The following is a 15806-nucleotide window of genomic DNA, read 5'->3' as shown; positions in this document are numbered from 1 at the left end:
CCTGCTGTCGGTCGGCGGTGAGCCCCGGAAGGCCGTCCAGCGAGTCCAATGCCCCCTGGTAGTCGGTGTTGTTGAGGGTCAGCAGCACCTGGAAGAGCGGGTGGCGGGCGAGCGAGCGTTCCGGGTTGAGCACCTCGACCAGCCGTTCGAAGGGCAGGTCCTGATGGGCGTAGGCACTGAGGTTCGTCTCACGGACGCGGTGGAGGAGTGCGGTGAAGCTGGGGTTCCCGGAGGTGTCCGTGCGCAGCACCAGTGTGTTCAGGAAGACGCCGACCAGGTCGTCGAGCGAGGTGTCGGTGCGGCCGGCGATCGGTGTGCCGATGGCGATGTCCGTGCCCGCGCCCAGCCGTGTGAGGAGGGCGGCGAGGGCTGTCTGAAGCACCATGAAGGGGCTGGCCTGCGCCTCCCCGGCCACCTCGCTGATCCGCGCGTACAGCTCCGGGGAGACCTGGAAGGGGACGCGGTCTCCGCGGTAGGAGGCGACGGACGGCCGTGGCCGGTCGTACGGCAGCTCGAGCTGATCCGGGAGGCCCGCCAGCGCGGAGGTCCAGTAGCCGAGCTGACGCGAGATCTCACTGTCCGGGTCGGTCTCGTCTCCGAGGACATCGCGCTGCCAAAGGCTGTAGTCCGCGTACTGGACCGGCAGCGGCTCACGCACCGGAGCCTCACCGGTGGTGACCCGGGCCGCGTACGCCGCCGCCACGTCACGCGCCAGCGGGGCGCGCGACCACGCGTCGCTGACAATGTGGTGGGTCAGGGCGAGCAGCACATGCTCGTCCTCCGCGACCGCGAACAGAACGGCCCGGAAGGGAGTTTCGGCCGCGAGGTCGAAGGGACGGGCCGCCGCGACGGCCAGGTCCTCGTCCAACCGCCGCTCGTCGGTCTCCACCACCGGAAGCTCCGTACGAACCTCGTCGGCGGGCAGGACGATCTGCCGGGAGCCGTCGGCGTCCTCGGCGAAGACGGTGCGCAGGCTCTCGTGGCGGGTCACGACATCGCCCAGAGCCAGACGCAGGGCCTCCCGGTCCAGCCGGCCGGTCAGCCGCAGCGCGACCGGGGCATTGTAGGTGGCGCTGGGACCCTCGAACTGATTCAGGAACCACAGCCGCTGCTGGGCATACGACAACGGGATCCGCTCCGGGCGCGGATCGGCCACGGTCACGCGGCGGCGCACACCATCCGTCGCGAGAGCGGTGGAGATACCCGCGACCGTGGGCGTCTCGAAGAGCTGTCGGATGGGCAGCTCCGCGTCCATGACGCTACGGATCCTGCTGACCAGCTTCGTCGCCAGCAGGGAATGGCCACCCAGACGGAAGAAGTCGTCGTCGATGGTGACCGACTCCACGCCCAGCACCTCCGCGAAGAGACCACACAGGATCTCCTCGCGCGGCGAACGCGCAGCACGGCCCGCGGCCAACTCGGGCCCGTAGTCGGGCGCGGGCAGCGCACGCCGGTCCAGCTTCCCGTTCGGCGTCAGCGGAAGCGCGTCCAGGGTGACGAACGCCGAGGGCACCATGTAGTCCGGCAGCACCCCGGCGGCGTGCTCCCGCAGGGCCGCATCGGAAACGTTGGAATCCGCCACCACATAGGCGACCAGCCGCTGATCCCCGGCCCGGTCCTCCCGCACGATCACCGCGGCCTGAGCCACCTCGGGATGGCCACGCAGTACAGCCTGGATCTCACCCAGCTCAATGCGGAAGCCCCGCACCTTGACCTGATCATCCACCCGGCCCACGTACACCAGTTGGCCATCGGCGTTCCAGCGCGCCACATCACCCGTGCGATACATCCGCGCACCGGCAGGGCCGTAAGGATCGGCGGTAAAACGCTCGGCGGTCAGATCCGCACGCCCCAAGTAGCCACGCGCCAACACCACTCCCGCGATGTACAGCTCACCCGCCACTCCCGGCGGCACCGGACGCAACCCCGCGTCCAGCACATACGCCCGCGTGTTCCAGAACGGCCGCCCGATCGGCACCGCACCACCGGCAACCACCTGCCCCGGTTCGATCCGGAAGTCGGTGCAGTTGACCGTCGCCTCCGTCGGACCATACGCATTGACCACCGCCACATCCGGATGCGCGGCCCGCCACGACGCCAACGCCTCCCCCACCAGCGCCTCACCACCGGTGATCAACGTCCCCGACGGCGACACACCCTCGGGCAGCGCTTCCAACAGCCCCAGGTGGGAGGGGGTGACCTTCATAAAGGACGGCCGGCCGACACCGGCCGCCTGCTCATCGAGATCCGCCAGCACCACCCGGCCACCACTCACCAGCGGGGTGTACAACGCCGTCACCGTCAGGTCGAACGCCACCGACGAATGCAGCAGTGCCGTACCCGACGCATCCGGATACACCTCCCGCGCCCGCTCCAAATACGCCCCCACCGAACGATGCTCGACCACCACACCCTTCGGCCGACCCGTCGAACCCGACGTATAGATCACATACGCCGGAAGCGACAGCTCCCGCACCTCTTCCACCGGGTCATCCGCGCAGGCATCGGCCGCCGCGAGATCCGTGACCTCATCGATCACCAGCACTGGCCGCGCATCGCCCAGGATGTGGGCCTTGCGCTCCGCCGGATACTCCGGATCCACCGGCACATACGCACCACCCGCCTTCACCACACCCAGCAGCGCCACCACCAACTCCACCGACCGCGGCAACACCACACCCACAAACCGCTCGGCCCCAACCCCTTGCCCCATCAACCACCGAGCCACCCGATTCGACCACGCGTCCAACTCCGCGTACGACACCTCACGCCGGCCACACACCACCGCCACCGCATCCGGCGTCCGCGCCACCTGCTCCGCGAACAACACGGGCAACGACACACCCCGCACACCCCGCGACTCACCATTCCACTCGACCAGCACCCGCTCCCGCTCCGCCGTATCCAGCAACTCCACCTCCCCGATACGACGCTCGGGGTCCTCGGCGAGCACGGTCAGAACGCGCACGAATCGCCCCGCGATGCGCTGAGCCGTGGCCCGGTCGAACATGTCGGTGCTGAAGTCCAGAGCCCCCTCCAGCACCACACCCCCGTCCGCACCATCGCACCGCCGCTCACCCAGCCGGAAGGACAGGTCGACCTTCGCCCCGCCCACGGCCACCGGCTCGTTCGCCACGGTCAGACCCGGCAGCGAGGCCACCGCGGTCTCCGCGCCCTGCTCGGTGTTGTTCAGCGTGAGCATCGTCTGGAAGAGCGGATGCCGGGACAGCGAACGCTCCGGGTTGACCACCTCGACCAGCCGCTCGAAGGGCAGGTCCTGGTACGCGTACGCCTCCAGATCCCGCGCCCGCACCCGTTCGATCAGCTCCGTGAAGGTCGGGTCACCGGAGGTGTCCGTCCGCAGCACCAGCGTGTTCACGAAGAAGCCGACCAGGTCGTCCAGCGCGTCATCGGTGCGGCCGGCCACGGGGGTGCCGAGGGGGATGTCCGTCCCCGCGCCCAGGCGCGTGAGCAGCGTGGACAGCGCCGCCTGCACCACCATGAACAGGCTGGCCCGGCGCTCACGGGCGATCCGCGTCAGCTTCTCGCGCAGCTCCGGAGCGAGGTCGAGGGTGACGGAGTCGCCCTGGTAGGTGGCGGCCGCCGGACGGGGGCGGTCGAACGGCAGCGGCAGCTCTTCCGGAAGGTCGGCCAACGCGGCCTTCCAGTAGGCAAGTTGGCGGGTTAACTCACTGTCGGGGTCGTCCTCGGCGCCGAGCACCTCGCGCTGCCAGATGCTGTAGTCCGCGTACTGGACCGGCAGCGGCTCCCAGCCGGGAGCCCCGCCGGAGCCGACCCGCGCCGCGTAGGCACCGGTCAGATCGCGGGCCAGCGGGCCCATCGACCACGCGTCGCTCGCGATGTGATGCGCGACGACCAGCAGTACGTACGCGTCGTCGCCCAGCTCGAACAGCCAAACCCGCAGCGGTCCTTCCGTCCGGAGGTCGAAGGCGTGGCGGGCCGCGCCGAGGAGTTCAGTGCGCAGCCGGGTCTCGTCGGTCCGTACCACGGTGAGTCCGACCGCTTCGGCGTCCCGGACCACCTGGTACGGACCGTCGGCGTCCTCGGCGAACACCGTGCGCAGGCTCTCGTGCCGCGCCACCACATCGCCCAGGGCCAGCCGCAACGCGCGCTCGTCCAGCTCACCGCTCAGCCGCAGCGCCACCGGAATGTTGTACGTGGCACTCGGCCCCTCGAACTGATGCAGGAACCACAACCGCTGCTGGGCCAGCGACAGCGGGAGCCGCGCCGGGCGCGGTTCCACCGCCCGTAGCGGCGAGCGCACCGCGGCGGACGCGTCCAGCACGGTCGCGAGCTCGGCGACGGTGGGGGCCTCGAAGACCCGCCGCACCGCCAGTTCGACGTCCAGGACCGAGCGGATCCGGCTGACCAGCTTCGTGGCCAGCAGCGAATGGCCACCGAGGCCGAAGAAGTCGTCGTCGATGGTGACCGACTCCAGGCCCAGCACCTCGGCGAAGAGACCGCAAAGGATCTCCTCGCGCGGCGAGCGCGGGGCCCGGCCGCCCGTCGAGCCCGGTCCGTAGTCGGGCGCGGGCAGGGCGCGCCGGTCCAGCTTGCCGTTCGGCGTCAGCGGGAAGGCGTCCAGAGTCATGAACGCGGAGGGCACCATGTAGTCGGGGAGCCGCGCGGCCACATGCCGACGCAGCTCGGCGCCGCTCGGCACACCGCCATCCGCCGCCGGGACGAGATAGGCGACCAGCCGCTTGTCGCCGGGCCGGTCCTCGCGCACGAGGACGGCGGCCTGGGCCACGTGCTCATGCCCGGCCAGCACCGTCTCGATCTCGCCCAGCTCGATCCGGAAGCCACGCAGCTTGACCTGGTCATCGACCCGGGACAGATACTCCAGCTCGCCCTCGGCCGTCCACCGCACCAGGTCACCGGTGCGATACATCCGGCCACCGCCGGTGCGGTCGAACGGATCGGCCACGAACCGCTCGGACGTCAGCCCCGACCGACCGTGATATCCACGGACCACACCCTCGCCCGCGATATACAGCTCGCCCGGCACCCCGACCGGCACCGGCCGCAACCCGCCGTCCAGCGCATACACCTGGGTATTGGCAATCGGCCGCCCGATGCGCGGCGCATCCGCCCCCTCCGACGTGACCGGCCACGCCGTCGACCAGATCGTGGTCTCCGTCGGGCCATACATGTTCGTCACCGACCCGGCCCGCTCGGCCAACGCCGCCGCCAGATCGGCGGGCAGCGCCTCACCGCCCACCAACACCCGCACGCCCGCCAGCACCGAAGCGTCCTCGGCCAGCACCGCTCGCCACAGGCTCGGCGTCGCCTGCATCGCCGACACCCGCTCAGCCGACACCAGCGCGCACAACGCCACCGGATCGCGCACCACATCCCGCTCGGCGACCACCACCGCGGCGCCGGACAGCAGGGGCACGAAGAGCTCCAGACCCGCGATGTCGAAGCCCACCGTGGTCACCGCAAGCAAACGGTCCCCGCCCGAAAGCCCGAACCGCCCGGCCATCGCCACCGCAAAGTTCGCCAGCGGCCCCTGTGGCACCACCACACCCTTCGGCCGCCCCGTCGAACCCGACGTATAGATCACATACGCCGCATGCGACAGGGCCCGAGAAACGGTCCGCCCCTCCCCCGCCGCCCGGGAAAGCTCCTCGGCGGTCTCGGGCGCGTCCAGCAGCACACGCGGGATGTCCACGTCCGGCAACACACCCGTCAGCTCACCTGTGGTGAGGACAAGGGCCGGTGCGGCGTCCTGCAGCATGTACGCCAGCCGGTCCGCCGGGTACTCGGTGTCCAGCGGGAGATACGCCGCACCCGCCTTCCACACCGCCAGCAACGCCACCAGCAGATCCACCGACCTCGGCAACGCCACCGCCACAAAACACTCAGGCCCTACCCCACGACCGACCAGCAACCGCGCCAAACGCCCAGCACGGACATCCAACTCGCCGTACGACAGCGACACACCACCCGCCACCACCGCCACCGCATCCGGCGTCCGCGCCACCCGCTCCTCGAACAGCTCCACCACCGAACGACCCGGCACCTCACCCGCCGTGTCATTCCAATCCCACAGCACCGACCGGGCCTCGGCCTCATCGAGCACATCGATGCGGCCGACAGGCAGCTCGGGCTCGGCGACGAGGGCGTGCAGGATCCGCACAAAGCGGTCCAGGATGCGCTGGGCGGCGGTTTCGTCGAAGACATCGGGCCGGTAGTTGAGCCTGAACAGCATGGTGTCGCGTGCGGAGCCGACCAGCATCAGCGGGTAGTGGGTGGCTTCGCGGTCCTTGCCGGGGACGAGGCGGACGGCAGCGGCGATGCCCTCGTCGGCGGTGGTGGACCGGTCGACGGGATAGTTCTGGAACACCATGGAGGTGTCGAAGAGCTCGCCGTGGCCCACCGCGCGCTGGATCTCGGCGAGTTCGAGGTGCTGGTGCGGGGTGAGGCGGGTCTGCTCACCCTGGACACGGATGAGGAGTTCGGCGAACGGTTCGGCGGCTCGCAGCCGGATCCGGGTGGGCAGGGTGTTGATGAACAGGCCCACCATCCGTTCGACGCCGTCGATCTGCGGCGGGCGCCCGGAGACGGTGGTGCCGAAGACGATGTCGTCGCGTCCGGTGTGCCGGCCGAGGGTGATCGCCCAGGCGGTCTGTACGACGGTGTTGAGGGTGATGCCGCGGCTGCGGGCGATCTCGGTGAGGGCGGCGGTGTCGGACCGGGAGAAGGAGGCGAGGACCTCGGCGGACGCGACCGTGGTGCGGGCGATTCCGGGGGCCATCGGGCTGGGTTCGGCGAGGTCGGCGAACGCCTCGCGCCAGGCAGTGCGGGCCGCCTCGCGGTCCTGTGCCGCCAGCCAGCTCAGGTAGTCGCGGTAGGGGCGTACGCGGGGCATGGCGCCGGCGTCGCCGTGGGCGTCGTAGAGCGCACACAATTCGGCCATGAGGACGGGCAGCGACCAGCCGTCCAGCACCAGGTGGTGGTTGGTCAGCACCAGGCGGTGGAGCGAGGCGCCGAGCCTAAGGAGTGTGAAGCGCAGCAGCGGGGGCCGGGTCACGTCGATGCGTGTGCTCCGGTCGGCGGTCATGGCCTCGCCCGCGGCCGCGGTCCGCTCGTCCTCGGGCAGCGCGGTCAGGTCGGTCTCGGTCCAGGGCAGCGGCACGGTGCGCATCACCACTTGCGCCCAGTCGCCGTTCTTGCGCTGGCGGAAGGCGGCGCGCAGGGTGGCGTGGCGGGCCAGGAGGGCTTCGGCGGCGGCGCGCAGGGTGGCCGTGTTCAGCGGGGCCTCGATATCGAAGGCGGCCTGGACGACGTAGGGGTCGAGTTCGCCCTGGTCGTAAACGCTGTGGAAGAGCAGGCCCTCGTGGAGCGGGGCCAGCGGCAGGATGTCCTCGATCTTCCGCGGGGTGCGACTCACTTGCGGGCCTCTTCTTCGTCTTCAGGAGCGTGCACGTCGTCGTATGCGGCCGGCTCTTCGTCGTCCGGCATGTCGTCGAAAAGGTCGCCGAGTTCGTCCTCGAACGCCTCGATCTCGTCCTGGGTGATCGAGGAGAGGGAGACGTCGGAGGGGGTGAGCCCGCCGGCTTCGGGGTTCTCGGAGTGGGCCACGAGAGCTTGGAGTGCCCGGAACCACAGGTCGGCCAGTTCGCGGACCTCGTCCTCGTCGAGGATCCCCGCGGCCCAGCTCCAGTAGGCGACGAGCTGCGACCCCTGGGGGCCGTCGTGGGTACGGGCGTTGAGCTCCAGAGCGTGGGCGAGCGGCAGGTGCGGCGGGTCGCCGGCGACGCCGTCGATGCCGATGAGCGGGGTCCAGTCGGCGTTCTGGCCGACGGCGGCGGTGGAGAAACGCCCCAGGTAGTTGAAGGCGACCTGAGGATCCCGCAGCCCCGCGAACCCCTCGGCCGTGGCCGGGTTGAGGTGGCGGACGAGGCCGTAGCCCATGCCCTTGTCCGGCACCGCCCTCAGCTGTTCCTTGATGCGTTTGAGGATGTCTCCGGCGCTGCGCCCGCCCGCGAACGCCTCGCCGAGGTCGGCGGCGCCCGTCTCCAGGCGCACGGGGTAGAGGTTGGTGAACCAGCCGACCGTGCGGGACAAGTCGGCGCCGTGCACGAGGTGTTCCTCGCGGCCGTGACCCTCCAGGTCGAGGAGGAGGCCGGTGTCCCCGCGCCACTGTTCCCACGCCAGGGTGAAGGCGGTCAGCAGAACGTCATTGACCTCGGCGTTGAACGCGGCGGGCACTCGGGTCAGCACGGCTTCGGTGACGTTCACCGGCAGGGTGACGCTGATCCGGCCGGCGGCCGCGGTCGTGTCCCGGGCGGGGTCCAGCGCCCGGCGTCCGAGCCCGCGGTCCTCCTTGCGGAGCGTTTCCTGCCACCAGGCGGCGTCGGCGACCCAGGTCGGTGCGGCCGCTTCCTCGGTCAGCCGCTGGGCCCAGCGGCGCAGCGAGGTGCCCACGGGCTGGAGTTCGGGGGTGCGGCCGGCGGTGACGGCCTCGTGGGCTTCCGCGAGGTCGGGTACCAGGATGCGCCAGGACACGCCGTCGACGACCAGGTGGTGGACGAGAAGGAGCAGGAGGCCCGGTGTGTCCGCGCCACGGTCGAACCACACGGCCTGTACGACCGTGCCCCGGTCCAGGTCGAGCCGGTCCCTGGCGCTCTCGCCCTCCGCCCGTACCAGCGCGCCGAGTGCGGGTTCGTCCAGGTGCCGACCGTCCTGTCCGTCGACCGTCACCCGGCGCACCAGGGGCGCGACGTCGACCGTGCCGGGTTGCCGTATCTCCATTCGCCGTTCGGGTCCGGCGGTGAGCCGGGCCCGCAGGGCGTCGTGGTGGTCGAGGAGCGCCTGGAGGGACTGGGTGAGGGTGTCGAGGCGCAGTGCCGCGGGGGTCTGCAGGACGACGGACATGTTGAACCCGTCCAGGTCCTCGCCGCGCCGCAGCAGCCAGTGCGCGATCGGCGTGAGGGGCACCTCGCCGATGCCGGCGCCCGGCTCCTCGGCGACGACTCCCGCCACCTCGGTGACGACGTCGGCGAGCGCGGCCACGGTGCGGTGCTCGAAGATGTCGCGGACCGACAGTTCGAGTCCGGCGCGCCGGGCCCGGCCGACCATCTGGATGGACATGATGCTGTCGCCGCCGAGGTCGAAGAAGCCCTCGTCGATGCCGACCCCGTCCAGCCCCAGCACCTCGGCGAACAGCCCGCACAGCGTCTTCTCCCGCTCGGTGCGCGGGCCTCGGCTCGTGCCGTGGCGGTCGGTGACGGGGGCGGGAAGCGCGCGCCGGTCGAGCTTTCCGTTGGCGGTGAGGGGCAGTTCGGACAGGACCGTCACGGCGGAGGGGACCATGTAGTGCGGCAGGTGCTGTTCGAGGTGGCTGCGCAGGGTGGGCACGAGGTCGGCTTCGTCGTGGGCGCCTTCCGGTACCACGTAGGCGACCAGCCGGGTCGTCCCGGGGGTGTCCTCGCGGGTGACGACGACCGCCGTGTCGACGCTCGGATGGTCGCCGAGCACGGCCTCGACCTCGCCGGGTTCGACGCGGAAGCCGCCGATCTTCACCTGGTCGTCGGCGCGGCCCAGGAACTCCAGTTGCCCCAGGCGGTTCCAGCACACGATGTCGCCGGTCCGGTACATCCGGGAGCCGGGGGCGCCGAACGGAGTGGCGACGAAGCGTTCCGCGGTGCGGCCGGGCCGGTTCAGATAGCCGCGGGCGATCTGGGCGCCGCCGATGTAGAGCTCCCCGCGCACACCGGGCGGCACCGGCCGCAGATGTGCGTCGAGCACGTGGACCTGGGCGTTCCACAGTGGCTGGCCGATGGACGCGGACGAGGGCCACTCGTCGGTGTCCTCGGGGAGTGTGGTGGAGGTGGCCGCATGGGTCTCGGCCGGGCCGTAGATGTTGTGCGCCATGTGGCGCCAGTCGCCGGCGCAGAACCGGCGGAGCTCGCCGCTGAGCCGGAACTGCTCGCCGCCTTGGAAGATGTCGGTGAGCGAGTCCAGTGGTTCGCCGCGGTCCTCGGCCGCGGCGAGCACCGCGTCGATCATCAAGGTGGGCGCGAACAGCTCGTTCACACCGTGGCGGGCGATCCAGCCGACCAGTTCGTAGGCGTCGCGCCGAACGTGTTCCTCGGGCAGAACGAGTGTTTTGCCCGCCACCAGCACCTGGAGGATCTCCTGTACCGCGAAGTCGAAGGCGACGGCGAGGAACTGGGCGGTGCGGGTGCCGACGCCGCCGCTGTAGGTGTCGGTGTGCCAGGCGAGCAGGTTCATCAGCGACGCCATCGGCATCACCACACCCTTGGGGGTCCCGGTGGAGCCCGAGGTGTAGACGATGTACGCCGGATGGCGCGGGTCGAGCGGGCGGGCCCGGTCGTGGTCCGTGAGATCGGTGGCCGGGGCGTCGGCGAACGCCCGTACGGTCGCCGGGTCGTCCAGGACGAGGCAGCGGTCCGGTCCGGTGCCCAGGAGCGGGCGGGTGGCCGCGTCGGTGATCAGGGCGCGGGGCGCGCAGTCCTCGACAATGGCGCGCAGCCGCTGCTCGGGGGCCGAGGTGTCGAGGGTGAGGTAGGCGGCGCCCGTCTTGAGGACGGCGACCAGGGAGACGATCATCTCCGCCGACCTGGGCAGGGCGATGGCCACGATGTCCTCGCCCCCGATTCCCTCGGCGGCCATGAGCCGGGCCAGCCGGTTGGCCCGGGCGTTGAGCTCCTCGTAGGACAGGGTGGTGTCCTCGGAGATCAGCGCGGTGGCGCGGGGCACCTCGGCGGTCCGCCGCTCGAACAGTACGGGCACGGTGTGCGGCGGCACCTCGTGCGGGGTTCCGTTCCAGTCATGCAGGAGGTCCCGGGTTTCGGCGCGCGTCAGAATGTCGAGCCGCCCGATGGGGCGGTCCGGGTCGGCCACGACGCCTTCGAGCACCCGCAGCAGTCGCGCGGCGAAGCCGTCGGCGGTCTCCCGGTCGAAGAGGTCGGCGTTGTACTCGACTGCCGCGTGCATACCGGTCGGCTCGCCCGTGGGCCCGTAGGTCTGGTCGAAGAAGAACGCGAGGTCGAACTTGGCGCGTCCGGTCTCCGGGGCCCGTACGTCCATGGTCAGGCCCGGCAGCCTCAGCACTTCGAGGGCGTCCTGGTTGTTGTCGAAGCCGAGCAGCACCTGGAACAGGGGGTGGCGGGCGAGCGAGCGGACGGGGCTCAGCACCTCGACGAGCCGTTCGAACGGCAGGTCCTGATGTGCGTAGGCGCCGAGGTTCGTCTCGCGGACCCGGCCGACGAGTTGGGTGAAGGCGGGGTTGCCGGAGGTGTCGGTGCGCAGCACCAGCGTGTTGACGAAGAATCCGACCAGGTCCTCCACGGCGGCGTCGGTGCGCCCCGCGATGGGGCTGCCGATCGGCACGTCCGTACCGGCCCCGAGCCGGGTCAGCAGCGTCGCCAGGGCGGCCTGCACCACCATGAACAGGCTCGACCGGGTGTCGCGCGCCAGGTTCGCGAGACCCTCGTGGAGCTCCGCGGGGACCTCGAAGCCGACCCGCCCGCCCTGGTGGGACTGGCGCGGCGGCCGGGGACGGTCGGTGGGCAGCTCCAGTTCCGCCGGGAGATCCGCGAGCGCCTGCTTCCAGTGGGCGAGTTGGCGTGAGATCTCGCTGTCGGGGTCGTCCTCGGCACCGAGCACCTGTCGCTGCCACAGGGTGTAGTCGGCGTACTGCACCGGCAGCGGCTCCCACCGCGGGGCCTCGCCCGTTTCGACGCGCGCCGTGTACGCGGACGACAGATCGCGGGCCAGCGGGCCGAGCGACCAGCCGTCGCCCGCGATGTGGTGGAGCGCCAGGACGAGGACGCACTCCCCGGTGTGCGTGGTGAACAGCCAGCCGCGGACGGGCAGTTCGCGGGTGAGGTCGAACGGGTGGGAGGCCGCGGCCCGCACCCTGTCGTCCAGTTCCCCGGGAGTGACCGTCTCCTCGATCAGCTCCGGTCGCGCCTGCGGGGCGGGCAGGATGACCTGCCGGGCGCCGGTCCCTTCCTCGGTCTCCTGCGCGAACAGCGTGCGCAGGCTCTCGTGGCGCGCGACGACGTCGCCGAGGGCCAGGCGCAGCGCGGTGCGGTCCAGGGTGCCGACGAGCCGCAGGGTGACCGGGATGTTGTAGGTGGCGCTGGGGCCCTCCAGGTTGTGCAGGAACCACAGCCGCTGCTGCGCGTACGACAGCGGAAGGCGAGGCGGGCGCGGGGCGGGGGTCACGGGAGGCCGGGCGCCGGACGCCTCGTCGAGCACCGCGGACAGTCCTGCGACGGTCGGGTTCTCGAAGAGCCGGCGGATGGAGATCTCCACGCCGAGCACCGAGCGTACGCGGCTGAGCATCCGTACGGCGGACAGGGAATGGCCGCCGCGGGCGAAGAAGTCGTCGTCGATGCCCACGGCGGGGACGCCCAGCAGCTCGGCGAAGAGGGTACACAGGATCTGTTCCCGCGGGCTGCGCGGCGCACGGGACGGCTCGGTCCGCCGGTCGGGTTCGGCGGCCTCGTCCGGCCGCTCGGCGGGGGTCTCGACCAGCCGCAGCTCCCCGTCGTTGGACCAGCGGGCCACCCGGCCGGTGCGGTGCATCGCGCTGCCGTGGTCGAAGGGGCACGGGAGCGGCCGGTCGGCGTCGGCGGTATCGGTGGCGTCCGCGCCACCCGGGGCCGGGCTCCGGTACGCCACGTACAGCTCTCCGGGGACACCGGGAGCCACCGGGCGGAGGGTCTCGTCCAGTACGTAGGCCCGGGTGCCGCTCACCGCCTCGGGCAGTTCCACGTGTGACAGCACGGCGGCCACACCCGGCCGGCGGATGTCGCTCCACTCCTCGATGACGGCCGTCCGCTCGGCGGCGTCGAGTATCTCCGCCGCGAAGACCGGCCGGTCCGGTTCCCCGACCATGGCGGCCAGCAGCCGCAGGTAGCGCTCCCGGAGGGAGCGGGCCGTGCCCGGCTCGAAGAGTTCGGCGCTGAACTCCAGGTCGGCGGCGATTCCCGCGGGCCTGCCCGCGTCGTCGAACCGCTCGGTCAGCTCGAAGTTGAGGTCGAACTTGGTGTCCTCGATCGGCAGCCGCTCCAGCTCCACGGCGAGCCGCGGCAGCCGGGCCACCTCGGCGACCGTGGCCCGGGGGTCGGTGTGGTGGAGCGAGAGCGACACCTGGAAGAGCGGGTGCCGGGAGAGCGAGCGCTCTGGGTTGAGCACCTCCACCAGCCGCTCGAACGGCAGGTCCTGATGTGCGTACGCCGCCAGGCTCCGCTCCCGGACCCGCTCGATCAGCTCGTTGAACGTCGGATCGCCCGAGGTGTCCGTGCGCAGCACCAGCGTATTGGCGAAGAACCCGACCAGTTCCTCGACCGCCGTGTCGGTGCGGCCGGCGATCGGGGTGCCGATGGGGATGTCGGTGCCCGCGCCGAGCCGGGTCAGCAGCGCCGCGAGCCCCGCTTGCAACACCATGAACAGGCTGGAGCGGGTCTCGCGCGCCAGCCCGTACAGCGCCTGATGGAGTTCGGCCGGGATGCGGAAGGAGTCCTGGCCGCCGCGCTGCGTCAGCTCGTCGGTACGCGCCCGGTCGGCGGGCAGCGCGAGCTCGTCCGGGATGCCGGCCAGCGCGGTGGTCCAGTAGGCGAGCTGGCGGGAGAGCTCGCTGCCGGGATCGTCCTCCCGGCCCAGGACCGCCCGCTGCCAGAGACTGTAGTCGGCGTACTGCACCGGCAGCGGCTCCCACCGCGGGGCGTCGCCCGTTTCGACGCGCGCCGTGTACGCCGTCGCCACGTCACGCGCCAGTGGCCGCATCGACCAGCCGTCGCCCGCGATGTGGTGCAGCAGAAGCAGCAGTACCTGCTGGTCCGGCCCCAGCTCGAACAGCGTGACCCGCAGCGGTGGTTCATGGGCCAGATCGAAGACGTGCCGGGCCTCGGCCATGAGCTCGGCCGCGAGCCGGGCCTCGTCCACCGTCCGCACGCCGGGATCGACCGCGGCGTGACCCGGTTCCAGGACGATCTGAGTGAAGCCCTCTTCGTCCTCGGCGAAGACGGTGCGCAGGCTCTCGTGGCGGGCGACCACGTCCTCCAGGGCCAGGCGCAGCGCCTCCCGGTCCAGTGGTCCGGTCAGCCGGAGCGCGCCGGGCGCGTTGTAGGCGGTGCTTCCGTCGCCCAGCAGGTCCAGGAAGCGGAGGCGGGCCTGCGCGTACGAAACGGGGACGCGGGACGGGCGCGCGATCGCGGTCAGGGCGGGGCGGGCGACGGAGGTGCCGAGGGCCGTCCGGTCCAGGGTGGTGGAGAGGCCGGCGACGGTGGGGGTCTCGAAGAGCTGCCGGATGGGCAGTTCGGCGTCCATGACGCTACGGATCCTGCTGACCAGCTTCGTCGCGAGCAGGGAATGGCCACCGAGACGGAAGAAGTCGTCGTCGATAGTGACCGACTCGACGCCCAGCACCTCGGCGAACAGACCGCACAGGATCTCCTCGCGCGGCGAACGCGCAGCACGGCCCGCGGCCAACTCGGGCCCGTAGTCGGGCGCGGGCAGCGCACGCCGGTCCAGCTTCCCGTTCGGCGTCAGCGGAAGTTCGGGGAGGGTGACGAACGCCGAGGGCACCATGTAATCCGGCAGCACCTCGGCGGCGTGCTCCCGCAGGGCCGCATCGGAAACGTTGGAATCCGCCACCACATAGGCGACCAGACGCTGATCCCCGGCCCGGTCCTCCCGCACGACTACCGCAGCCTGGGCAACGTCGGGATGGCCGCTGATGACGGCCTGGATCTCGCCCAGCTCGATACGGAAACCACGCACCTTGACCTGGTCATCGACCCGGCCCACATACACCAACTGACCATCGGCGTTCCACCGCGCCACATCACCCGTGCGATACATCCGCGCACCCACCGGACCAAACGGATCAGCGGTGAACCGCTCCGCCGTCAGATCCGCACGACGCCAATACCCCCGCGCGAGGACCACGCCAGCGATGTAGAGCTCACCGGCCACCCCCGGCGGCACCGGCCGCAACGACGCGTCCAGCACATAGACGCGGGTATTCCAGAACGGCCGCCCAATCGGCACCGGCCCCGACCCCACCGCAACACCAGGCTCGATGCGGTAGTCCGCACAGTTGACCGTCGCCTCAGTGGGACCATACGCATTGACCACCGTCACATCCGGATGCGCGGCCCGCCACGACCCCAGCGCCTCACCCACCAGCGCCTCACCACCAGTGATCAACGTCCCCGACGGCGACACACCCTCCGGCAACACCTCCAACAACCCCAAATGCGACGGCGTCACCTTCATAAACGACGGCCGACCACCATCCCCAGCCCGCTCATCCAACGCACCCAAAACCACCCGACCACCGCTCACCAGCGGGGTGTACAACGCCGTCACCGTCAGATCGAACGCCACCGACGAATGCAGCAACGCCGTACCCGACGCATCCGGATACACCTCCCGCGCCCGCTCCAAATACGCCCCCACCGACCCATGCTCGACCACCACACCCTTCGGCCGACCCGTCGAACCCGACGTATAGATCACATACGCGGGATGCGACAGCTTCGGAGCGTCTTCCACCGGCGTGTCCACATACTCGTCAGCCGCCGCGAGCGCCGCCACATCATCGATGACCAGCACCGGCCGCGCGTCGCCCAGGATGTGCGCTATCCGCTCCGCCGGATACTCCGGATCGACCGGCACATACGCACCACCCGCCTTCAGCACACCCAGCAGCGCCACCACCAGCTCCACCGACCGGGGCAACACCACCGCCACAAACGACTCAGGCCCCACCCCCTGCCCCACCAGCCACCGCGCCA

The 15806-nt window shown here is 71.0% G+C and carries 2 protein-coding genes (1 of these 2 running past the window's edge); both read right to left on the bottom strand.

Annotated elements, in window-relative coordinates; translation table 11 throughout:
• A protein-coding gene (locus J5X86_RS52550) for a non-ribosomal peptide synthase/polyketide synthase (RefSeq protein ID WP_208519496.1) crosses the window boundary here: on the bottom strand, positions 1–7417 show its beginning. Its footprint begins 13052 nt before the window's first position; only the first 7417 of its 20469 coding nucleotides appear in the window; its start codon is at positions 7415–7417; its stop codon lies beyond the left edge, outside the window.
• Positions 7414–15792 carry a non-ribosomal peptide synthetase gene (locus J5X86_RS28035; protein WP_308124759.1) on the bottom strand — a complete coding sequence of 2793 codons (8379 nt, stop codon included), beginning with the start codon at positions 15790–15792 and terminating at the stop codon, positions 7414–7416. Before J5X86_RS28035 ends, J5X86_RS52550 begins: the two co-directional genes overlap by 4 nt.
• Between the last annotated feature and the right edge of the window lie 14 nt (positions 15793–15806).

Source organism: Streptomyces sp. NEAU-YJ-81 (assembly GCF_017592595.1).
Lineage (GTDB): Bacteria > Actinomycetota > Actinomycetes > Streptomycetales > Streptomycetaceae > Streptomyces > Streptomyces hygroscopicus_B.
Note: the sequence above shows the minus strand (reverse complement) of the source record. Positions and strands in the feature narration are given on the sequence as shown.